Genomic DNA, 22,457 nt, shown 5'->3' with positions numbered 1-22,457 from the left:
GGGCGCCGGGGTCACCATGGAGGGTATGGAGGAAGCGCAGCCGGCGGCCGCTGCGGGCGCGCGGTTCCCCGGGCCCACCGCAGCGCCTGTCCCGTGCGCGCACGGCGGCGGGACACCGCCGGCGGGGAACGGGGAGGCACGGGATGCATGAGCCGAACCCGGTCGAGGAACTCGTCAGCGGCGCGGCCCAGGACGCCGGCGGCTGGCTGGGCGCGCTGCCGGTGGCGCAGGTGGCCACCAGCGCCGACGGAACGATCGTGCGGTGGAACCGGGCCGCCGAAGGGCTGCTCGGCTACAGCCCGCAGGAGGTGACCGGGCGGCACATCGCCGAGCTGCTGCACCCGGGTGCGGACAGGAGCCTCGGCCGGTCGCTGTGGGAGGCGGCGTCGGGCGGACGCGGGGTCATGGGCACGGTCACCGCCTGGCACCGCGACGGGCACCCCGTGGAGGTCGAGATCTGGGCCACCCCCGTTCCCGACCGTCATGACGACGCCTCCGCGATCCTGCTGTTCGCCGCGGAGGCCCACGCGGCGCGCCGGATCCGCGGATCGTCGGCGGTGTGGGACGGGCTGTTCGCCCGTTCTCCGGTCGGCATCGCCATCCTGGACACGCAGCTGCGGTTCCTGCGGGTCAACCGGGCCCTGGAGACGATGAACGGCCTGTCGGAGTCCGCCCATGTCGGCCGGCGGCTGTCCCAGCTCCTGCCCGAGGTGAACGCCGAGGACATGGAGAGCGCGATGCGCCAGGTCGTGGACAGCGGGGAGCCGGTCCTCGACCGCCGCCGCATCGGCCGCACACCCGCCGCGCCCGACCACGACCGCGTGTGGTCGTGCTCGTACGTACGCGTGGAGGACCCGGGCGGCCGACCCATCGGGGTCATCGCCTCCCTGCTCGACATCACCGACCAGCAGCGCGCCCACACCGAGGCCGAGGCGGGGCGGCGCAGGCTCGCCCTGCTCAGCGAGGCGTCCATCCGGATCGGTTCCAGCCTGGAGCTGGAGCGCACCGCGCAGGAACTCGCCGACCTCGCCGTGCCCGGCCTCGCCGATGCGGTCACGGTCGACGTCCTGGACACGCTCGCCCACGGGGACGAGCCCGGAATGGGCCTCGCCGGCGGGGTCTCCCTGCGCCGCCTGGGCAAGGCCCCGCTGACCGGCTCCGCGGTCACCGACGTCCTCGCCCCGCTCGGCCGCACCCTCGTCTTCCCGGGCGCCGCGCCCTACACCCAGGCGCTCGCCGAGCGTCAGCCGTTCCTGCTGGCCCGCCTCGACGAGAAGGCCATCGCCCCCGCCGCCCGCCACACCAGCAGGCCCGCGCAGCTGCTGCGCCTGGGTGTGCACTCGTTCATGATGGCCCCGCTCTTCGCGCGGGACCTGGTGCTGGGCGTGGCGACGTTCTACCGCACGCGCCCCATCGGCCACTTCACCGCCGACGACGTGACACTGGCCGGCGAGCTCGCCGCCCGGGCGGCCCTCAGCATCGACAACGCCCGGCTCTACCACCGGGAACACGACACCGCCCTCACCCTCCAGCGCAGCATGCTCCCGCAGCACGTCACCGCGCCGCCCGGCATCGAGGTCGCCCACCGGTACCTGCCCGCCAGCGACGTCAACGAGGTCGGCGGCGACTGGTACGACGTGCTGCACCTGCCCGGCGGCAAAGCGGCCCTGTTGATCGGCGACGTCATGGGCCACGGCATCCGGGCCGCCGCCGTGATGGGACGGCTCTCCGCCAGCGTCCGGGCCCTGGCCAGACTCGATCTGGAGCCCGAGGAACTGCTGTACCAGCTCGAAGCGGCGCTCGACGACCTCGCCGAGCCGATGCTCGCCACCTTCCTCTACGCCGTGATCGACGTGGCGACCGGACGGTGCCGGATGACCCGCGCCGGCCACCCGCCGCCGGCCACCGTCGGCCCCGACGGCGCCGTCCACCTCCTCGACCTGCCGCCCGGCACCCCGCTCGGCGTCGGCGGCACCCGCTTCACCACCACCGAGACAACCCTGGAGCCGGGCAGCCTCCTCGTGCTGTACACCGACGGCCTCATCGAGGCCCGCGACAGCGACATCGACCAGCGCCTCGCCGAGCTCACCCACGCGCTCGCCCAGCCCCAACCGTCCCTGTCCGGACTGTGCGACAGCCTCCTCACCTACCTCGTGCCCGGCTCGGCGGACGACGACATCGCCCTGCTGATCGCCCGGTACACCGGTGACCCGGCCGCCCCCCACCCGGACGCAGGACGGCAGCAGGAGTGACCGGGGCGCGCCGGACCCTCGCGTGTTACTCATCGGTAGGCCATGATGGCGGGCAACCAACCACACGGCCGGGAGCTGAGGCAGCGGTGACGACGTACGACGAGCGGTCCACGGTGCACGCCTTCCGGGACGACGCTCTGGGAGAGCACGACGCCGTCGGTCTCGCCCGGGCGATCCGGCGGGGCGAGGTCGGCGCCGAGGAGGCGGCCCGCGACGCGGCCGAGCGGGTACGGGCCGTCGAGGCGCGCCTCAACGCGGTCCAGGTCCACGCCGAGGCCCCGGCGCACGCCACGGGGACGGACGGCGCCTTCGCCGGGGTGCCGACCTTCGTCAAGGACAACACCGACTTCCTGGGACTGCCCACCGGCCACGGCACCGCGGCCTTCACACCCCGGGCGGCCCGGCGGCACGCTCCGTTCAGCAGGCAGTTCCTGAGCAGCGGCGTCACGGTCCTGGGCAAGACCCGGCTGCCCGAGTTCGGGTTCAGCCCCACCACGGAGTACGAGGGCGCCGAGCCGGTCCGCAATCCGTGGAACACGGGGCACTCGGCGGGCGGTTCGTCGGGCGGCAGCGCGGCGCTCGTCGCCGCCGGGGCCGTGCCGATCGCGCACGCCAACGACGGCGGCGGCTCCATCCGGATCCCCGCCGCCTGCTGCGGACTCGTCGGTCTCAAGCCGACCCGCGGCCGGGTCGTCGCGAACGCCCAGAGCCGTCAACTGCCCATCGACATCGTCTCCGACGGCATCCTGAGCCGGTCGGTCCGTGACACCGCCGTGTTCCTCGCCGCCGCCGAGCGGCACTGGCGCAACCCGAAGCTGCCGCCCGTGGGCCTGGTCGAAGGCCCTTCGGACCGGCGGCTGCGCGTCGGGTTCCTGCTGGACTCGCCGAACGGCGTCCGCTCCGACACCGCCACCCGGGCGGCCGTCACCGGGACCGTGGCCGCGCTCGAACGGCTCGGTCACACGGTGGAGTTCGTGGAGCCGGCCATCGACCCCCGCTTCACCGACGACTTCCTCACGTACTGGGGGATGCTGTCGTTCCTCCTCGGCGTCACGGGCCGCACCCTCGGCCCCGACTTCGACCGGCGCCGCATGGACGGCCTCAGCCGGGGGCTGCGCGAGACGTACCTCAGGAACTGGCAGGGCACTCCGGCCGTGCTGCGCAGGCTGAAGCGTACGAGGCAGGCGTACGCGGCGGCGTTCCGCGGGCTGGACCTGCTTCTTTCCCCCGTACTCGCCCACACCACGCCGCCGCTCGGTCACCTGAGCCCGGCCGTTCCCTGTCCCACGCTGATCGAACGGATCCTCGCGTACGTCGCGTTCACACCCGTCGACAACGTCGTCGGCACCCCGTCGATCTCGCTGCCCGCGACGAGCGCGGCCGAGGACGGACTGCCCGTCGGTGTCATGTTCTCCGGCCGTCCCGGCAGTGAACGGACACTGCTGGAGCTCGCGTTCGAGCTGGAGGCGGACCGTCCGTTCCGGCGGATCCAGGACGTCCCGGCTTCCTGAGCACCCCGCCGCGCACAGCGTCCGGCCCGCTGGATCGCTCCGGCGGCGAGCCCTACAGCGGCATGTTCTGTTCCGCCCAGACCACCTTGCCGGTGACCGTCCGGCAGGAACCCCACCTGCGGCACAGCATGTTGATGAGCTGGAGCCCCCGGCCGCCCTCGTCGCTGACCTCCGCATGCTGGATCTGGGGGAGGTCGGGGCCCGTGTCCGAGACCTCCACGACGAGGCGCTCGCCGCGCATCAGCCGCAGCCGGCCCGGGCCGTTGCCGTAGCGCAGCGCGTTGCCGACGAGTTCGGAGACGACGAGCTCGCAGGCGTCGGCGAGTTCGGTGAGGCCCCACTCGGCGAGCTGGCCGGTGACCAGACCACGTGCGGCGGAGGCCGCCGGTCCGTCCTTCGGCAGATCCCACTCGCGCAGCTCGCCGGGCGGGAGCGGGGAGCCCGCCGCGACGAGGAGCACCGCCTCGTCGAACCGGGCGGCCCCGGTCGGCGCGCAGTCCAGCAGGCGCCCCGCCGCGAGGGCCCCGGGAGAGAGGCCGAGTGCCGCTGTGCGCAGCCGGTCCAGTTGTACGTCCAGGTCCTCGGTCCGGGACTTGAGGAGGCCGTCGGTGAACATGACCAGGTGGCTGCCGTCCGGAACCCGCAGCCGCAGCGGGTCGTACGGGATCACCCCCGCGCCGAGGGGCGCGCCGGTCGGCACGTCCACGAAGGAGGCCGAGCCCGGCCCGTCGACCAGCAGCGGCGGCAGGTGCCCGGCACTGGCGAGCGTGTAGGTGGAGTCGGCCGGGTCGTAGACCGCGCACAGGCACGTGGCGACCTGTTCGTCCTCCAGGTCGCGGGTGGCGAGGTCGAGCCGCGCCAGGATGCGTTCCGGCGCCATGTCCAGGGTCATCAGCGTGCGGGAGACCGCCCGCAGCCGTCCCATGGTCGCGGCGGCCGGCAGCCCGTGCCCCATGACGTCGCCGACGACGAGGGCCGTGCGTCCGCCGGGCAGGGCCACGACGTCGTACCAGTCGCCGCCCACGCCGTGGCCGGCGGTGGAGGGCGCGTATTCGGAGTGCACCCGCAGGCCCGGTGTCGACGGGGTCCCGCGCGGAAGCAGGCTGCGCTGCAGGGAGACGACGTGCTCGCGCTCGCGTCCGTACATGCGGGCGTTGTCGATGAAGACGGCCGCCTTGGAGGCGAGTTGTTCGGCCAGGGCCAGATCCGTGGAGGAGAACGGCGGCGTGCCGGGGCCGCGGACGAAGTCGGCGCTGCCGAGCAGCACTCCGCGGGCGATCAGGGGAACGGCCAGGTAACTGTGCACACCGGCGGCGCGCATCTTCGCGGCCGCGCTCGCGGTGGGCGCGACCCGGACGAAGTCGTCGTCCCGTATCCGGCCGAGCAGGACCGGCTTGCCCTGCCGCAGGCAGTAGCGGTGCAGGAGCGTCTCGTGGTGCGTGTCGTCGCGGACGAACGTCTCTCCGACCGGTGTCGGTTCCAGGGAGGAGAGCTCCTCGATGGCGCACAGCGCCGTGGCCCGCATGGCGGGAATGCCCGCCCCGGTCCACCGGGCGCCCTCGTCGCCGCGCAGGACGCTCTCCAGGATGTCGACGGCCGCCCCGTCGGCGAACCGGGGCACGGTGAACTCCGCGAGTTCCTGCGCCGTGCGCTCCAGGTCCAGCGTCGTGCCGATCCGGGAGGTGGCGGAGTTCAGCCAGGCGAGGCGGCTGCGCGTGGTGAACTGGTCCGGCGGTACGTGGCCCCTGCCCCGGCGGTATCGCGGGCCGGCGCTGCCGGAGCGGTGCGCGGACGCACCGCCACCCGTGGAGGCCCTGCTGGTGAGGCGCCGTTTGCGGCCGCCGCCGTTCACCGATTCGGCCTCCCGTCGTCTCGACGCCCTGTGCTGCACAGTGTGCCCTGGAAGGGGCCGTCACGCTCCCCGAATGGCGGGGCCGTACGTATCCGGACACGCGGCCCCGCCCGCCGTGGCGCCGACGGCCGCGCGGCCTCCCGCCGCGCCCGGGCGCCGGCTGTTCAGCCGACCAGCACCACGTGCAGGGAGCGCGGACCGTGCACCCCCTCGACCCGGTCCAGCTCGATGTCACTGGTCGCGGAAGGCCCGGAGATCCAGGTGAGCGGCCGGGAAGGGTCCAGCCGGGGCAGGGCCTGCGGAACAGAGGCCACCACCTGGTGCGGATGCCGCACGACACAGATGTGCAGGTCCGGCACGAGCGTCAGGAGACGGCGCCCCTGCCCCGCGCCCCCGTCCAGGACGAGCGTGCCCGTCTCGGCGACGGCCAGGGCGCACCCCGTCACCACGGCGTCGGTCGCGTCCAGCTCGTCCGGCGTGAGCGGCGGGCTGTCCGGCCGCTGCTCCACGTCGGCGCCGGCCAGCCACGCCGGGGGCAGGCCAGGAGGGACGGCCACGCTCCCGGCGCCCTGTCCGGCGAGCACCCGGGCCAGCAGCGCGGGGAGTCCGGCGTCGGCGCAGCGGTGGACGGTCGCCCGGTAGTCGGCGAGGTTCCCGGCGAGGAGGTCCAGTACGGCTCCGGGGTCGTCGGGGGTGTGCGTACGCAGGTAGTCGCGGGTGATGCCGGCGGCCGGCGGCGTGTCGGCCAGCGCGGCGCGCACCCGGGCCAGCACGAGGTCGCGGGAGGACGTCATGAGCGGTTCTTCTTCCACCAGTCTCGAAACGATTCGGGGGGCAGTACGGGCAGGTCGCGGCTCCGCGTCCACTCCCGGGCGCCCGGGCCGGGCAGCGTCCTCGGGTGCAGCCCACGGGTCCGGGAGGCGAGGCGTTCCGCGGCCGCCAGGGCGCCGGGGCGGTCGAGCACCCAGCCGGCCGCCCGGATCGCGGCCTTCTCCAGGCGGTGGCCCCTGCCGCCCCGGTCGGCGACCTGCTCCCGCAGGTGGACCAGGACCTCGGGGATGTCGATGGCGACCGGGCAGACGTCGTAGCAGGCCCCGCACAGGGACGAGGCGTAGGGCAGGGAGGCGTCGACCTCGCTGCCGATGCCGCGCAGTTGCGGGCTGAGGATCGCCCCGATGGGCCCGGGGTACACCGATCCGTACGCGTGGCCGCCGGCCCGCTCGTACACGGGGCAGACGTTGAGGCAGGCGGAGCAGCGGATGCAGCGCAGCGCCTGGCGGCCGACCTCGTCGGCGAGTGTGGCGGTGCGGCCGTTGTCGAGGAGCACCAGGTGGAAGCTCCCCGGCCCGTCGCCGTCGGTGGTGCCCGTCCACATCGAGGTGTACGGGTTCATGCGCTCGGCGGTGGAGGAGCGCGGCAGGGTCTGGAGGAAGACCTCCAGGTCCTGCCAGGTGGGCACCACCTTCTCGATGCCGACGACCGAGATCAGCGTCTCGGGCAGGGTCAGGCACATCCGCCCGTTCCCCTCGGACTCCACGACGACCATCGTCCCGGTCTCGGCGACCATGAAGTTGGCGCCCGAGATCCCGACCTTCGCGCGCAGGAACTTCTCCCGCAGGTGCAGCCGGGCGGCCTCCGCCAGCTCGGCGGGGGAGTCGGACAGCCCCTCGGGCGCGGGGCGGCCCCAGGCCGCCATCTCGCGGGCGAAGATGTCCCGGATCTCGCCCCGGTTGCGGTGGATCGCGGGTACCAGGATGTGCGACGGCCGGTCCTCGCCCAGTTGCACGATGAGCTCGGCGAGGTCCGTCTCGTAGGCGCGGATGCCTTCGGCCTCCAGCGCCTCGTTGAGGCCGATCTCCTGCGTGGCCATGGACTTGACCTTCACGACCTCCCGCTCACCGGTCGCCCTGACCAGGTCGGTGACGATGCGGTTGGCCTCCTCGGCGTCGGCCGCCCAGTGCACCGTGCCGCCCGCGGCGGTCACCGCCTCCTCCAATTGCACCAGGTGGCGGTCCAGGTGGCGCAGGGTTTGGTCCTTGATTTGCTTGCCCGCCTCCCGCAACTGCGCCCAGTCGTCGAGTTCGGCGACCGCCTTCGCGCGTTTGTCGCGGATGGTGCGGGTGGCGTGGCGCAGGTTCCCCTGGAGGGTGGTGTTGTCCAGCGCTTCGCGCGCGGCCTCGGGGAAGGCGGGCATGCCCAGGTACGTGCCGCTCATACGAAAGGCTCCTCGTGCGTGCCGGCCAGGATCTCGGCGATGTGCAGGGGACGTTGGGGCGCATCGTGACGGCGCAGCATGCCGCCCAGGTGCATCAGGCACGAGTTGTCGGCGCCGCACAGCACCTCGGCCCCCGTCGAGGCGGCGTTGCGCAGCTTGTCGGCGCCCATGGCGCCGGAGACGTCGGCGTTCTTCACGGCGAAGGTCCCGCCGAATCCGCAGCACTCCTCGGCCCCGGGCAATTCGATCAGCTCCAGTCCGTCGACGGCTTCCAGCAGCCTGCGGGGCCGCTCGCCCAGACCGAGCACGCGCAGACCGTGGCAGGACGGGTGGTACGTCACCGAGTGCGGGAAGTACGCGCCGACGTCGGTGACGCCCAGCACGTCGACGAGGAACTCGGTCAGCTCCACGACCCTCGGAACGAGCGCTCCCGAGGCCGCCGACAGACCGGGGTCCGCGCTTTTCGCGGCGATGCGCGGGTAGTTGTCCCGCACCATGGCGACGCAGGACGCCGACGGGGTGACGACGTGGTCGTAGCCGGCGAACACCCGGTGCATACGGCGCACGAGCGGTTCGGTCTCGCGCCGGTAGCCGGTGTTGTACTGCGCCTGCCCGCAGCAGGTCTGGCCGGCCGGGAAGTCCACCTCCACGCCCAGCCGCTCCAGAAGCCGCACGGTGGCGACGGCGGTGGAGGGGTGGACGGCGTCGTTGACGCAGGTGGCGAAGAGGGCGACACGCATGACGGCTCCTTTCAGGCGCGGTCGAGCCGGGCGGCGGCCGCGTCCCACGCGGCGGTGGCACCGTGCGGAGTGTAGTGACGCAGGTCCTGGGTCGCGGCGGTCAGACGCCGCATGGCGGGCAGGTCGCCGGCGGCCCCGGCGGCCCGGGCCTGCACGAGGACGTTGCCCAGCGCGGTGGCTTCGGCGGGACCGGCGACGACGGGCAGGCCCAGGGCGTCGGCGGTGAACTGGCACAGCAGGGCGTTGCGGGACCCGCCGCCGACGAGGTGGACGCGCCGGATGTCACGGCCGGCGAGGCGGGCGGCGTCCCGCAGGGTGCGCCGGTGGGCCAGTGCGAGGCTCTCCAGGACGCAGCGCACGGTCTCCCCGCGGTCGCGGGGCGGCCGCTGGCCCGTGCGGACGCAGTGCTCGCGGATGCGGGCGGGCATGTCGCCGGGGGCGAGGAACTCCGGAGCGTCGGGATCGACGAGGCAGGCGAAGGGCGTCGCCCCGGCGGCGTCGGCCAGCAGCGCGGGGAGATCCGTGGGCAGGCCCTCGGCGTCCCAGGTGCGGCGGCACTCCTCCAGCAGCCACATGCCCATGATGTTGCGCAGGTAGCGGGTGGTGCCGTCGATGCCGCGTTCGTTGGTGAAGTTCGCGGCCCGCGACGCCTCGGTGAGCACGGGCGCGTCGAGTTCGAGGCCGGCCAGTGACCACGTGCCGCAGGAGATGTAGGCGAAGTCCGGCTCGGTGGCCGGGACCGCCACGACCGCCGAGGCGGTGTCGTGGGAGGCCACAGTGACGACGGGCGTCCGCCCGGGCAGGCCGGTACGGGCGGCGATGTGCGGCAGGAGGGTCCCCGCCGTCCGGCCGGGGGCGCGCAGGGGCGGCAGGAGCGCGGGGTCGATGCCCACCCTCTCGCAGAGGGCCGTGGACCAGGCGCCGGCGCCCGCGTCGAACAGGCCGGTGGTGGAGGCGTTGGTCTCCTCCGCGCCGACGCTGCCGGTCAGCCAGTGCGTGATCAGGTCCGGGATCAGCAGCAGCGTGCGGGCGATGTCGAGAGGGGCGCTGCCGCGGGCGGCGGCGAGCTGGAAGACGGTGTTGAACGGGAGGTGCTGGAGACCGGTGATCCGGTACATCTCCTCGGGCGGCACGGCGGCCCGTACGCGCTCGGCGGCGCCGGCGGTACGCGCGTCCCGGTAGTGGTACGGGTGCCCGACGAGCGCGCCGTCCCGGTCCAGCAGGCCGTAGTCCACCGCCCAGGTGTCCACCCCGATCGAGGTCAGGTGCCCGGTGCGGCCGGCCTCGCGCAGCCCGTCCAGCACGCCCTGGAAGAGGGCGAGTGCGTCCCAGTGCAGGCCGGTGGCCAGGCGCACGGGGGTGTTGGGGAAGCGGTGCACCTCGGTCAGGTCCAGGGTGCCGGGGCCGACCCGGCCGACGATCACGCGGCCGCTGGTGGCGCCCAGATCCGCCGCGGCGAACGCGGGGAGTCCGAAGCGGGAAGGGGTGGTCTCGCTGGCTGGCACGGAGAGGTTCGTCCTTGCGAAGAAGGGGTGGGGGAGGCGGAAGGGCCGGCCGAGTGGGGCGGTGAGACGGCGCCGGGCGCGCCCGTGACACCCGGGTACGCGCGTGTACCGGCGTGGCCGGGCGGCCACCCGTACGCGACCGCTCCCGGGGCCGTTCGCGTACGGCAGGTTCCGCCGTCCGTGCCACGCCCGGGACGCAGCCGCGCCACGCGGTCGGAGCCGCCCGGCACGTCAGCGCGTCCCGTACGGGCGGACAGCGGCCCAGCGGCCGCACGCGGCCTAGCGGAGGAAGGCTGCGGCCACCCCCGCGTCGACCGGGATGTGCAGGCCGGTGGTGTGGCTGAGATCGCCGCCGGTGAGGGCGAAGACCGCGTTCGCGACGTGCTCGGGCAGGACCTCCCGCTTGAGCAGGGTGCGCTGGGCGTAGAACGCGCCGAGCTCGTCCTCCCGCACGCCGTAGACCGCGGCCCGCCGCGCCCCCCAGCCGCCGGCGAAGATGCCCGATCCGCGGACCACTCCGTCGGGGTTGACGCCGTTCACGCGGATCCCGTCCTCGCCCAGTTCCGCAGCGAGCAGGCGCACCTGGTGGGCCTGGTCGGCCTTGGTGGCGGAGTAGGCGATGTTGTTCGGTCCCGCGAAGACGGCGTTCTTGGAGGCGATGTAGACGATGTCTCCGCCCAGCCCCTGCTCCCGCATGACGCGGGCCGCTTCACGCGAGACGAGGAACGACCCGCGGGCCATGACGCGGTGCTGGAGGTCCCAGTCCGCGGCGGTGGTCTCCAGCAGTGGCTTGCTGATGGAGATGCCCGCGTTGTTGACGACCAGGTCCACTCCGCCGAAGGCCAGCGACGCGGACCTGAACGCCTCCGCGATCTGCTCCTCGGACGTCACGTCCACGGTCACCGCGACGGCCCGGTCGGGGCCGCCCAGCTCCTCGGCGACGGCGGCCGCGTTGTCGCCGTCGAGGTCGGCGATCACGACGCACGCCCCCTCCGCGACCAGCCGCCGAGCGACGGCCCTGCCGATGCCGGACCCGGCCCCGGTGACCAGGGCGACCCGTGAAGCGAGCGGCTTGGGTTCCGGCATCCGCCGGAGCTTGGCCTCCTCCAGCGCCCAGTACTCGATGCGGAACTTCTCGCGCTCCTCGATGGGCGCGTACGACGAGACGGCCTCGGCGCCCCGCATCACGTTGATCGCGTTGAGGTAGAACTCCCCGGCGACCCGGGCGGTCTGCTTGTCCCTGCCGAAGCTGAACATGCCCACGCCGGGGACCAGGACGATCGCGGGGTCGGCGCCGCGCATCGCGGGCGAGTCGGCGTCGGCGTGCCGGGCGTAGTAGGCGGCGTACTCCGCACGGTAGGCGGTGTGCAGTTCCCGCAGCCGGGCCACGGCCTCGTCCAGCGGCGCCGAGGGGGGCAGGTCGAGGACCAGCGGCCGTACCTTCGTGCGCAGGAAGTGGTCCGGGCACGAGGTGCCCAGGGCCGCCAGCCGGGGGTGCTCCGCGCGGGACAGGAAGTCAAGGACCCGCGCCGAGTCGTCGAAGTGCCCCACCTGCGGGCGGTCCTGGGAGGCCAGGGCGCGGACGGCCGGAGCCAGGGCGGCGGCCCGCTCCCGGCGCGCGGCCGGGTCCAGTGCCGTGTACCCCTCGACGACCGGGCCGAAGGGCTCGGCCCTGCCGCGTTCCTCGAGGAACGCCTCCGCCGTGCGGATGATGAAGAGCGAGTTCTTCTCGCACTCCTCGGCGTCCGCGCCCCAGGCGGTGATGCCGTGGCCGCCCAGGACGCAGCCGACGGCCCGCGGGTTGGCCTCCTTGACGGCGGCGATGTCCAGGCCGAGCTGGAAGCCGGGCCGGCGCCACGGCACCCACACCACCGTGTCGCCGAAGCACTCGGCGGTGAGCTTCTCGCCGTCGGCCGCGCAGGCCAGGGCGATGCCCGAGTCCGGGTGCAGGTGATCGATGTGCGGCGCGTCGACCAGTGCGTGCATGGCCGTGTCGATGGACGGGGCCGCCCCGCCCCTGCCGTGCAGGCAGTAGTCGAACGCGGCGACCATCTCGTCCTCGCGCTCCACCCCGGGGTAGACGTCCTTCAGCGCGCGCACGCGGTCCAGGCGCAGTGCCGCAAGGCCCTGCTCGGTGAGGGTGCCCAGGTCGCCGCCGGAGCCCTTGACCCACAGCAGCGGAGCGGGCCGGCCGGTGGCGGGATCGGTGACGGTGGCCTTGGCCGAGGTGTTGCCGCCCGCGTAGTTGGTGTTGCGCGGATCGGTCCCCAGACGGTGGGAGCGGGCCAGCAGGGCCTGGACCTCGGGATGAGGTGCGGAAGTCATCGCAGCGTCCTTCGGGTGTGCGGATGTCGGAGGTGTACGGGAGCGGGATGCGGCGCCGGGGGCTCGCGCACGGGAGGGAGGGTGACGGCGCCGGGGGAGTTCAGGCGCCCCAGCCGGCCTGCTCGCCGCCCACCCGTTCGGCGACGACGCGCTCCTGCCAGCCCGAGGCGCGGTAGGCGGCGACAGGGTCGGCGTCGAGGCCCATCTCCTGGCGCACTTCGGCCAGCAGTGGACGCACGTCGGTGTTGTAGGCGTCCATGAGCACGGCGTTGGCCGCCAGCACGTCACCGGCCCGCTGGGCGTCGCCGAGCGCGTCCGCGTCGACGAGGAGCGCCTTGGCGGTGGCTTCCTGGACGTTCATCACCGAGCGGATCACCGCCGGTATCTTCGCCTCGATGTTGTGGCACTGGTCCAGCATGAAGTTCACGTTCGCCGCGGGGTCGAGCCCGCCGTTCTGAACGACCTCGTGCATGATCCGGAACAGCTGGAAGGGGTCCGCGGAGCCGGCCATCAGATCGTCGTCGGCGTAGAAGCGGGAGTTGAAGTCGAACGCCCCGAGCCTGCCTTCGCGCAGGAGCGTCGCGACGATGAACTCGATGTTGGTGCCCGGTGCGTGGTGCCCGGTGTCGACGACGACCTGGGCCTTCTCACCGAGCTTGAGGCAGTGCGCGTACGCCGTGCCCCAGTCGGGCACGTCCATGGTGTAGAAGGCGGGCTCGAAGAGCTTGTACTCCAGGAGCATGCGCTGGTCGTCGCCGAGCCGCTCGTACACCGCGGCGAGCGCGTCGGCGAGCCGTCCCTGACGAGCCGAGACGCTGTCCTGGCCCGGATAATTGGTCCCGTCGGAGAACCACAGCTTCAGGTCCTTGGAGCCGCTCGCGTCCATGATGTCGACGCACTCCAGCAGATGGGCCACCGCCTTGCGGCGCACCGCCGCGTCCGGGTGGGTGACCGAGCCCAGCTTGTAGTCGTCGTCCTGGAAGACGTTGGAGTTGATCGCCCCCAGGGACAGTCCGCGCTCCGCGGCGTACCGCGCGAGCGCCGCGTAGTCGTCCACCTGGTCCCAGGGGATGTGCAGGGACACCCGCGGGGCCACCCCCGTCGCCTCGTGGACGCGGGCCGCGTCGTCGAGCTTCTCCCGGGGAGTGCGCGGAACGCCGGCCTGGGCGAAGACCTTGAACCGCGTCCCGGAGTTGCCGTACCCCCACGACGGCGTCTCGATCCGCTGGCCGGCGAGTGCGGCCTTCACGGCGGCGATGTCAGGCATGGGCACCTCTCGGTGGGCGGGGACCCCGGAGGGGGTGACGGACGTGCGCTTTAAAACGATTCATTTCGAGGGGGAAGCTAGCTTCCCGTGCCGGGGGCGTCAAGACCCGTGCGGAGCCGACCGCGGTCGCGGAACGGTGGCACCGAATGGCGCGGGCAGGGGCGGGCCCCTGGGCAGGAAGGCCGGAAACGTGATCCCTGGCCCGACATTGCGCGGCAGTAATCCCCTGTCCTTCTGGTGCGGCGGACCAGTTTTCGGGGCGTGCGGTGTGAAACGTTTCACGCCGACGAGTAGTGTGGGCGCCACGCGTACGTATGTGCCGATGACGTGTGAGGCGATGCCGCCGCCTGCACCGATCTCAACGCCCGCTGGCAGGATGAGAGGCGGAATTCTTCGAAGAGCCGGACGGCAGGGCCACCGACGAGGCGATGCGTCCACTCGCAGAGGTGTTCCACTGGGCATGAGCAGCGCGATCGACCGAACCGAGGGACACACATGACGGCCACCCGGCCCACGATCGGCATCAAGGACGTGGCGCACGCGGCGGGGGTCTCCGTCGGCACCGTCTCCAACGTTCTCAACCGGCCCGACCGCGTCTCCGAGGAAACCCGGCACCGCGTGCAGCAGGTGATCACCCGCCTCGGTTACGTGCGCAGCGAGTCGGCCCGCCAACTGCGCGCCGGGCAGAGCCGGATCGTCGCCCTGCTCGTCCTCGACATGGGCAACCCGTTCTTCGTCGACCTCGCCCGGGGCGCCGAGCGCGCGGTCCGCGGCGCGGGCATGGGCGTCATGGTCTGCAACAGCGACCAGAGCCCGCACGAGGAGGCCGACTACCTGGCCCTCTTCGCGGAGCAGCGGGTACGGGGCGCGCTGATCACCCCGGCGGACCCCAGCGGCCGTACGCTCCGCGAGTTCCGCCGCCACCAGATCCCGTTCGTCGTCGTGGACCGGGTGGCCGGTGACGAGGAAGGCTGTTCCGTGGCCGTCGACGACGTGGCGGGCGGCGCCCTGGCCGTCCGCCACCTGACCGCCGCCGGGCACCGGAGCATCGCCTTCGTCAGCGGACCGCCGCACTTCAAGCAGGTGCGGGACCGGCGCGCCGGAGCCGCCTCCGCGATCGCCGAGGCCGGACTGCCGCCCACCGCCCTACGGGAACTGGCGACGGAACGGTTCGACGTCGCCGCCGGGCGCGACGCCGGCGGTCGCCTGCTGGGTCTGGCCGAGCGTCCTACCGCCGTGTTCTGCGCCAACGACCTGCTGGCACTCGGAGTGCTCCAGTCGCTGTACGCGGCGGGGGTGAAGGTGCCGGACGACATGGCGATCGTGGGCTACGACGACATCGAGTTCGCCGCCGCGGCGACGGTTCCGCTCACCTCGGTGCGCCGGCCCGCCCGGACCCTCGGAGCCATCGCCGCCGGGCTCCTCCTCCAGGAGACCGGGGACCAGGCGGCGGAAACCGGGGACCAGGCGTCCGAGCACCGCCACGAACACGTCGTGCTCCAGCCGGAACTGGTCGTCCGGCGGTCCAGCATGTCCGCCGGACCCGGATAGAAGGCAGGCGCCCGGCCAGGGGGGACCGTACGAGCGCCTCCGGGCGAACCGCCGCGTACGGTGTCCGCCTCGCCGACGGGGCTCGGCGGCCGATGCGTACACGCCGCCGTGCTGTCACGGGAGCGCTCCCGAACAAGCCGTGCAACGTGCCTTGCCACGGCATCGAGACGCCCCTACAGTCCCAGCCGAACGGACATGGGAGCGCTCCCAAGGCGTCCCGGAGTTGAACCCTCCACCGACGGAAGGGCAGCATCCGATGAGACGGTTACGCAGAGAAGGACGGCGTCTGCGCACGCTGGTCGCCGCGATGATCACCGCGGGACTCGTATCGGCGGGCGGCCTCGCGGGCGGAACGACGGCCCGGGCCGCCCCAGTGGCCGAACAGATCGCGAGCGACGCCGCCGCGGCCGGCGACGACTGGCTCCACACCGAGGGCAACAAGATCGTCGACGCGAACGGTGACGAGGTCTGGCTCACCGGCGCCAACTGGTTCGGCTTCAACGCCTCCGAGCGGGTCTTCCACGGACTGTGGTCCGGCAACATCACCGGCATCACCGAATCCATGGCCGACCGCGGCATCAACCTCGTCCGGGTGCCGATCTCGACGCAGCTGCTGCTGGAGTGGAAGAACGGCCAGGCTGCCGTTCCGTCCGGCGTCAACAACCATGCCAACCCCGAGATCGCCGGCAAGACCTCACTGGAGGTCTTCGACTACTGGCTGCGCCTGTGCGAGCAGTACGGCATCAAGGTGATGCTCGACGTGCACAGCGCGGAGGCCGACAACTCCGGTCACAACTACCCGGTGTGGTGGAAGGGTGCCATCACCACCGAGCAGTTCTACGCGGCATGGGAATGGGTGACGGCCCGCTACAAGGCCGACGACACCCTCGTCGCCATGGACGTCAAGAACGAGCCGCACGGCAAGGCCAACGAGACCACCCGCGCCAAGTGGGACGGCTCCACCGACCAGGACAACTTCAAGTACGCCTGCGAGACCGCGGGCAGGCGGATCCTGGCCGTCAACCCGAACGTCCTGGTGCTGTGCGAAGGCATCGAGGTGTACCCGAAGGCCGGTGTGAGCTGGGCCTCCACCACCCCGACCGACTACTACTCCACCTGGTGGGGCGGCAACCTGCGCGGCGTACGCGACCACCCGGTCGACCTCGGCGCCCACAGCGACCAGCTCGTGTACTCCCCGCACGACTACGGCCCTCTCGTCCACGCCCAGCCCTGGTTCACCGGCACCTGGGACCGCACCACCCTCGAACGGGACGTCTGGGACCCCAACTGGCTCTACCTGCACAAGGAGAACAAGTCACCGCTTCTCATCGGCGAATGGGGCGGCTTCCTCGACGGCGGACCGAACGAGAAGTGGATGAAGGCGCTGCGCGATCTCATCGCGGAGAACCGCATCCACCAGACCTTCTGGTGCGTCAACCCCAACTCCGGTGACACCGGCGGCCTGCTGCTCGGCGACTGGAAGTCGTGGGACGAGCAGAAGTACGCCCTGCTGAAGCCGGCGCTGTGGCAGCACGGCGGCAAGTTCGTCAGCCTCGACCACGAGGTCCCGCTCGGCGGCGCCGGGAGCACCACGGGCATCAGCCTCGGCGACGTGTACGGAGGCGGGGAGCCCGACCCGGCCGACACCACCGCGCCCACCGTGCCGGCCGGGCTCGGCTCCACCGCCACGACGGCGAACAGCGTGTCCCTGTCGTGGTCGGCTTCGACGGACAACGTGCGCGTGAGCGGTTACGACGTCTACCGGGGCATGGCGAAGGTGAACGCCGCACCCGTGACGGGCACCTCGTACACCGACACGGGCCTCGACCCCTCGACCGCGTACAGCTACACCGTGCGGGCACGGGACGCGGCGGGCAACGTGTCGGCGCCGTCGGCGGCGCTGAGCGTGACGACCCGGCCGCCGGACGGTGGTGGCGGCGGTCCGTCGGGCGCGGTGAAGGTCCGCTACAAGAACAACGACGCTTCCGCCACGGACAACGCCATCCGCCCCGGGCTCCAAGTCGCCAACACCGGATCCACCCCCTTGGACCTGAGCACGGTGTCGGTGCGCTACTACTTCACCCGCGACGGCGGGGCGCCCTCCGTCAGCGCCTGGTGCGACTACGCGGCGGTCGGGTGCGCGCAGGTCAAGCTGAAGGTCGTCCCACTGACCTCGCCGGTCACGGGCGCCGACGCCTACCTGGAGGTGACGTTCGCCGGCGGCTCCCTCGCGGCGGGCAAGGACACCGGTGACATCCAGCTCCGGATGAGCAAGTCGGACTGGTCGAACTTCAACGAGGCCGACGACTACAGCCGTTCGACGGCGACCGCGTACGCCGATGCCCCCGCCGTCCCCGCGTACACCGGCGCCACCCTGGCCTGGGGCGCACTTCCCGCCTGACCGGACACGCCACCTCCCCTCACCCCGACGTAAGGAAGGACCGTTCCGTTGCGCGTGCCCACCATGCTGCACCTCCGGAGGAAGACTGGCGCGGCGACTCCGGCCTGAACGACGGCAAGGACGCCGGCCTCGACCTCAGCGGCGCGTGGAACGCCACCACCTCCCAGAGCGGCCTCGTCGTGACCGCGAACGGCGTCGCGCCCACAACGCCGCCCTTCCGGCGGGCGGCGCCGCCTCCTCCGGAGTCCAGGGCTCCGGTGCGCCTGCCGGCGCACCCTCGGGCTTCACCCCGAACGGAAAGGACTGCACCTGACCGACGACGTCCCGCCGCTGCCCCACCCAGGTGGCGGGGCGGCGGCGGGAGCGCTCCCCAACCCCCGTCGCGCAACTCCCCATGTCCTCATGCCCCGCACCCCTACTTTCCGCTGGAGGACCCGGCGTGTCACCTCATCAGCCTCCCCAGTCCCGTACGATCCGGCGTCGCGGACGCTCGGCGCCGGGCGTGGCCGCCCTGGCCGCCCTCGCCGGCCTGCTGGCAGGCTCCGTGGTCGCCTCACCCGCCGCAGCCCCACCCGCCGTCGCCGCCGAACCGGCCGACGAACCACCCGAGCTCATCGCCAACGGTGACTTCTCCGAAGGCACCGCCCCCTGGTGGTGGACCGCCAGCAGTCCCGGCGAGGTCGTGGACGGACGCCTGTGCGCCGATGTCCCGGCGGGTACGGCGAACCCGTGGGACGCCATCATCGGGCAGAACGCGCTCGCCCTCACCGCCGGTGAGGGATACACGCTCAGCTACACGGCGTCCTCGACGGTGCCCCTCACCATGCGCACCAACGTGCAGCTCGGGGCCGATCCCTGGACCACGGAGCTCTCCGCGGCGCAGCCGGTCGGCCAGAGTCCCGAACGCGTCAGCCACACCTTCACGGCGGCGGCCGACCATGACGCCGCGCAGCTCGTCTTCCAGCTCGGTGGCAGCGACAAGGCGTTCACCTTCTGCCTCGACGACGTCTCGCTGCGGGGCGGCACCGCGCCGCCCCCGTACGAACCGGACACCGGGTCTCCCGTCCGCGTCAACCAGGTCGGCTACCTCACCCACGGCCCGAAGAGCGGCACGTACGTCACCGAGGCGACCGAGCCGCTCCCCTGGACGCTGAACGCCGCGGACGGGACCCGGCGGGCCAGTGGCACGACCACCCCTGCGGGCGTCGACGACACCTCGCGGCAGAAAGTCCACACCTTCGACTTCGGCACCTTCACCACCGCAGGACAGGGCTACACCGTCACGGTCGCCGGGGACCGGAGTGAGCCGTTCGCCATCGGTGACGACCTCTACGCGTCGCTGCGCACCGACGCGCTCGCGTACTTCTACCACAACCGCAGCGGCACGGAGATCGACGCGGACCTCGTCGGGGAGGAGTACGCCCGCCCGGCGGGCCACGTCAACGTGAGCCCCAACCAGGGTGACAACGACGTGCCGTGCCAGCCCGGCGTGTGCGACTACCGCCTCGACGCGGCCGGCGGCTGGTACGACGCCGGCGACCACGGCAAGTACGTCGTCAACGGCGGCATATCGGTGGCCCAGCTGATGTCCGCCTTCGAGCGGACCCTGACGGAGGAGAACGCCGACGCCGCACCCCTGGGCGACGGCGGACTCAGGGTGCCGGAGCGCGGCAACGCCGTCCCCGACATCCTCGACGAGGCCCGCTGGGAGATGGACTTCCTCATGCGCATGCAGGTCCCGGCGGGCGAGCCGCTGGCCGGTATGGCGCACCACAAGCTCCACGACAAGGCATGGACCGGGCTGCCGACGCGGCCGGACCGCGACCCCCAGCCCCGCGAACTGCATCCGCCGTCCACCGCGGCCACCCTCAACCTGGCGGCCACCGCCGCCCAGTGCGCCCGTCTCTTCGCGCCGTACGACGCCGCCTTCGCGTCCCGCTGCGACAAGGCCGCCCGCAGCGCCTACACCGCTGCCAAGGCGCACCCGGACATCCTGGCCGACCCCGACGACGGCACGGGCGGGGGCGCGTACCCCGACACCGACGTACGGGACGAGTTCTACTGGGCGGCGGCAGAACTCTTCATCACCACCGGGCAGGACACCTACCGTCAGGCGCTTCTCGGTTCACCGCTGCACGGGGACACCGACGCCGTCTTCCCGCGCGGCGGCATGTCCTGGGGAGCGACGGCGGGCCTGGGCGCCCTGGACCTGGCCACCGTGCCCAACCGGCTCTCCGCCGACCAGCTCAAGGCCGTGCGCGCCACGGTGACGCGAGCGGCGGACGGTTACGCGGCCGACTCCGGCAAGGGGGCGTACGGCGTTCCGTACGCCCCCTCCGACGGCCACTACGTGTGGGGCTCGAACGGCCAGGTCGCCAACAACATGGTGGTCCTGGGAACCGCGCACGACCTGACCGGCAAGGCCGCCTACCGGGACGCCGTGCTGCGCGGACTGGACTACCTCCTCGGCCGCAACCCGCTCAACACGTCGTACGTCACCGGGTACGGCGAGCGGGACGCGCGCAACCAGCACCACCGCTTCTGGGCCCACCAGCTCGATCCTTCCCTGCCGAACCCGGCGCCCGGCTCCCTCGCGGGCGGACCGAACGACGGCATCGAGGACCCGCTGGCGCAGAGCAAACTGAAGGGCTGCGCCCCGGCGATGTGCTACATCGACCACATCGAATCGTGGGCGACGAACGAGGTCACCATCAACTGGAACGCCCCACTGGCCTGGGTCGCCGGTTACGTCGACGACCTGGGCGCGGGCGACACCGGTCCGGCGACGTGCGAGGTCGCGTACACCTCGCAGCGGTGGGACGGCGGCTTCACCACCCAGGTCGTGCTGAAGAACACCGGCACCCGGGCGCTCAGCCCCTGGCAGCTCGCGTGGTCGTTCGCGGACACGCAGCGGGTGACCGGCACCTGGGGAGCCACGATCTCGCAGACCGGTCCCCAGGTCGTGGCCAAGTCACTGAGCTGGAACGCGGACCTGCCTCCCGGCGCGACCGCGCGCTTCGGCTTCAACGGGAAGTCGACGGGCCAGGCGAACGACCCCCGCGTCTTCCGGCTGAACGGCCGGCCCTGCGGGGTGACGCCGGTCCGCTGAGCAGAGGTCACGCAGGGCGCCCGACCGGCCGGAGCGCTGGTCGGGCGCCTTCCCGCGTGCTCCTAGAAGAAGCCCAGTTTCTTCGGCGAGTACGACACCAGCAGGTTCTTCGTCTGCTGGTAGTGCTCCAGCATCATCTTGTGGTTCTCGCGGCCGATGCCCGACTGCTTGTAGCCGCCGAAGGCGGCGTGCGCCGGGTACGCGTGGTAGCAGTTGGTCCAGACACGTCCGGCCTGGATGGCCCGCCCCGCGCGGTACGCCGTGTTGATGTCCCGGGTCCATACGCCGGCCCCGAGCCCGTACAGCGTGTCGTTCGCGGTCCGCATCGCGTCCTCGAAGTCGGAGAACGACGTCACCGCGACGACCGGGCCGAAGATCTCCTCCTGGAAGACGCGCATCCGGTTGTCGCCCTCGAAGACCGTCGGCTGCACGTAGTAGCCGCCGGCCATGTCACCGCCGGGCTCCAGCCGCCGGCCCCCCGTCAGGACCTTGGCGCCCTCCCGCTGCCCGATCTCCACGTACGACAGGATCTTGTGCAACTGGTCGCTGGACGCCTGGGCGCCGATCATCGTGTCGGTGTCCAGCGGGTGGCCGGGCGTGATCTGTTCCGTACGGGCGACCGCCGCCTCCAGGAAGTCGCCGTAGTGACCGCCCTGGATCAGCGCGCGCGACGGACAGGTGCACACCTCGCCCTGGTTGAGCGCGAACATCGTGAAGCCTTCGAGGGCCTTGTCGCGCAGGTCGTCGTCGGCGTTCCACACGTCGTCGAAGAAGATGTTCGGACTCTTGCCCCCCAGCTCCAGCGTCACCGGCCGCAGGTTCTCGGCGGCGTACCGCATGATCAGCCGGCCCGTCGCCGTCTCGCCCGTGAAGGCGATCTTTGCGACGCGGGGGCTGGACGCGAGCGGCTTGCCCGCCTCCTCGCCGAAGCCGTTCACGATGTTGACCACGCCCGGCGGCAGCAGGTCCGCGACCAGGCTCATCCAGTAGTGGACGGACGCGGGCGTCTGCTCGGCCGGTTTCAGCACGACCGCGTTCCCGGCCGCCAGTGCCGGCGCCAGCTTCCACGTCGCCATCAGCAGGGGGAAGTTCCACGGGATGATCTGCGCGACCACGCCGAGCGGCTCGTGGAAGTGGTACGCGACCGTGTCGTCGTCGACCTCGCTGAGCGCACCCTCCTGGGCCCTGAGCACGCCGGCGAAGTACCGGAAGTGGTCGACGGCGAGCGGGATGTCGGCCGCCAGGGTCTCCCTGACCGGCTTCCCGTTCTCCCAGCTCTCCGCGACGGCCAGTTCCTCCAGGTGCGCCTCCATGCGGTCGGCGATCCGCAGCAGGACGTTCGCGCGGTCCCCCGCCGCCGTACGCCCCCACCCGGGCGCGGCGGCGTGCGCCGCGTCGAGGGCGAGTTCGACGTCCTCGGCGGAGCTGCGGGCGATCTCGGTGAACGGGCGGCCGTTGACGGGGCTGGGGTTCTCGAAGTAACGGCCGCGGACCGGCGGGACGTACGCGCCGCCGATCCAGTTGTCGTAGCGGGGCTGGTACGAGACGATCGCGCCCTCGCTGCCGGGCGCGGAGTATCGGGTCATCGCGGTGGCCTCCCTCCGGCGCCGCCCGCCGTCGGGCGGCACTCGGCGCGAGGCTAGGAGACCGTACGTTGCGACCGGGTTGCGGCGGGGGCCGGTGTGCCCGCCGCGCGTTGGGCTGCCGTCCGCCGGCCCGGCGGCGCACT

The 22,457-nt window shown here is 72.6% G+C and carries 13 protein-coding genes and 1 pseudogene; 6 read left to right on the top strand and 8 right to left on the bottom strand.

Annotated elements, in window-relative coordinates; genetic code table 11:
* Positions 1 to 143 precede the first annotated feature (143 nt).
* Together ACWGH0_RS23115 and ACWGH0_RS23110 are read left to right on the top strand one after the other, a co-directional pair.
* The gene (locus ACWGH0_RS23115; protein WP_453406099.1) at positions 144 to 2,252 is read left to right on the top strand and encodes a SpoIIE family protein phosphatase; all 2,109 of its coding nucleotides are present in this window, start codon (positions 144 to 146) and stop codon (positions 2,250 to 2,252) included.
* Positions 2,253 to 2,338: 86 nt separating this feature from the next.
* Positions 2,339 to 3,763 carry an amidase gene (locus ACWGH0_RS23110; RefSeq protein ID WP_453406098.1) on the top strand — a complete coding sequence of 475 codons (1,425 nt, stop codon included), beginning with the start codon at positions 2,339 to 2,341 and terminating at the stop codon, positions 3,761 to 3,763.
* Between the two features lie 52 nt (positions 3,764 to 3,815).
* Here ACWGH0_RS23110 and ACWGH0_RS23105 read toward each other — a convergent pair whose 3' ends face one another.
* From ACWGH0_RS23105 to rhaI, 7 genes are all read right to left on the bottom strand, one after another.
* Entirely contained in the window at positions 3,816 to 5,615 is a 1,800-nt protein-coding gene (locus ACWGH0_RS23105) for an ATP-binding SpoIIE family protein phosphatase (protein ID WP_453406097.1), read from the bottom strand.
* A gap of 164 nt (positions 5,616 to 5,779) precedes the next feature.
* Positions 5,780 to 6,409 (bottom strand): LutC/YkgG family protein, encoded by a 630-nt coding sequence (locus tag ACWGH0_RS23100; protein WP_453406096.1) that lies wholly within the window; start codon positions 6,407 to 6,409, stop codon positions 5,780 to 5,782.
* A complete protein-coding gene (locus ACWGH0_RS23095) occupies positions 6,406 to 7,830 on the bottom strand; it encodes a LutB/LldF family L-lactate oxidation iron-sulfur protein (protein WP_453406095.1) in 1,425 nt (474 codons plus the stop codon). The genes ACWGH0_RS23100 and ACWGH0_RS23095 overlap by 4 nt, the downstream gene beginning before the upstream one ends.
* Positions 7,827 to 8,570 carry a (Fe-S)-binding protein gene (locus ACWGH0_RS23090; protein ID WP_453406094.1) on the bottom strand — a complete coding sequence of 248 codons (744 nt, stop codon included), beginning with the start codon at positions 8,568 to 8,570 and terminating at the stop codon, positions 7,827 to 7,829. Before ACWGH0_RS23090 ends, ACWGH0_RS23095 begins: the two co-directional genes overlap by 4 nt.
* An 11-nt stretch (positions 8,571 to 8,581) precedes the next feature.
* Positions 8,582 to 10,075, bottom strand: coding sequence for a rhamnulokinase (locus tag ACWGH0_RS23085; RefSeq protein WP_453406093.1), 1,494 nt, complete (start codon positions 10,073 to 10,075; stop codon positions 8,582 to 8,584).
* Between the two features lie 279 nt (positions 10,076 to 10,354).
* Positions 10,355 to 12,400, bottom strand: coding sequence for a bifunctional aldolase/short-chain dehydrogenase (locus ACWGH0_RS23080; RefSeq protein ID WP_453406092.1), 2,046 nt, complete (start codon positions 12,398 to 12,400; stop codon positions 10,355 to 10,357).
* A gap of 100 nt (positions 12,401 to 12,500) precedes the next feature.
* Complete coding sequence (gene rhaI, locus ACWGH0_RS23075) at positions 12,501 to 13,667, bottom strand: L-rhamnose isomerase (protein WP_453406091.1); 1,167 nt, start codon at positions 13,665 to 13,667, stop codon at positions 12,501 to 12,503.
* 339 nt (positions 13,668 to 14,006) lie between these two features.
* On the opposite strand from rhaI, the pseudogene ACWGH0_RS23070 reads away from it, so the two are divergent.
* The 4 genes and pseudogenes from ACWGH0_RS23070 to ACWGH0_RS23055 all read left to right on the top strand — a co-directional run.
* Positions 14,007 to 14,131 (top strand): annotated as a pseudogene (locus ACWGH0_RS23070) (L-rhamnose mutarotase); the annotation flags it as partial.
* 31 nt (positions 14,132 to 14,162) lie between these two features.
* Positions 14,163 to 15,218 carry a LacI family DNA-binding transcriptional regulator gene (locus tag ACWGH0_RS23065; protein ID WP_453406090.1) on the top strand — a complete coding sequence of 352 codons (1,056 nt, stop codon included), beginning with the start codon at positions 14,163 to 14,165 and terminating at the stop codon, positions 15,216 to 15,218.
* A 256-nt stretch (positions 15,219 to 15,474) separates the two neighbouring features.
* Complete coding sequence (locus ACWGH0_RS23060; protein WP_453406089.1) at positions 15,475 to 17,619, top strand: cellulase family glycosylhydrolase; 2,145 nt, start codon at positions 15,475 to 15,477, stop codon at positions 17,617 to 17,619.
* A gap of 502 nt (positions 17,620 to 18,121) precedes the next feature.
* Positions 18,122 to 20,728, top strand: coding sequence for a glycoside hydrolase family 9 protein (locus tag ACWGH0_RS23055; protein WP_453406112.1), 2,607 nt, complete (start codon positions 18,122 to 18,124; stop codon positions 20,726 to 20,728).
* Between the two features lie 62 nt (positions 20,729 to 20,790).
* Here the strand turns inward: ACWGH0_RS23055 and exaC are convergent, their stop codons facing one another.
* Positions 20,791 to 22,314, bottom strand: a complete 1,524-nt coding sequence (gene exaC, locus ACWGH0_RS23050; RefSeq protein WP_453406088.1) for an acetaldehyde dehydrogenase ExaC — start codon at positions 22,312 to 22,314, stop codon at positions 20,791 to 20,793.
* Positions 22,315 to 22,457: the final 143 nt, after the last annotated feature.

It is taken from the genome of Streptomyces sp. NPDC054887 (assembly GCF_053610585.1).
Note: the sequence above shows the minus strand (reverse complement) of the source record. Positions and strands in the feature narration are given on the sequence as shown.

Coding starts and splice junctions, on each gene's coding strand:
- ACWGH0_RS23115 (WP_453406099.1), top strand. CDS start 144: ATGCATGAGCCGAACCCGGTCGAGGAACTCGTCAGCGGCGCGGCCCAG.
- ACWGH0_RS23100 (WP_453406096.1), bottom strand. CDS start 6,409: ATGACGTCCTCCCGCGACCTCGTGCTGGCCCGGGTGCGCGCCGCGCTG.
- ACWGH0_RS23095 (WP_453406095.1), bottom strand. CDS start 7,830: ATGAGCGGCACGTACCTGGGCATGCCCGCCTTCCCCGAGGCCGCGCGC.
- ACWGH0_RS23090 (WP_453406094.1), bottom strand. CDS start 8,570: ATGCGTGTCGCCCTCTTCGCCACCTGCGTCAACGACGCCGTCCACCCC.
- ACWGH0_RS23080 (WP_453406092.1), bottom strand. CDS start 12,400: ATGACTTCCGCACCTCATCCCGAGGTCCAGGCCCTGCTGGCCCGCTCC.
- rhaI (WP_453406091.1), bottom strand. CDS start 13,667: ATGCCTGACATCGCCGCCGTGAAGGCCGCACTCGCCGGCCAGCGGATC.
- ACWGH0_RS23065 (WP_453406090.1), top strand. CDS start 14,163: ATGACGGCCACCCGGCCCACGATCGGCATCAAGGACGTGGCGCACGCG.
- ACWGH0_RS23060 (WP_453406089.1), top strand. CDS start 15,475: ATGAGACGGTTACGCAGAGAAGGACGGCGTCTGCGCACGCTGGTCGCC.
- exaC (WP_453406088.1), bottom strand. CDS start 22,314: ATGACCCGATACTCCGCGCCCGGCAGCGAGGGCGCGATCGTCTCGTAC.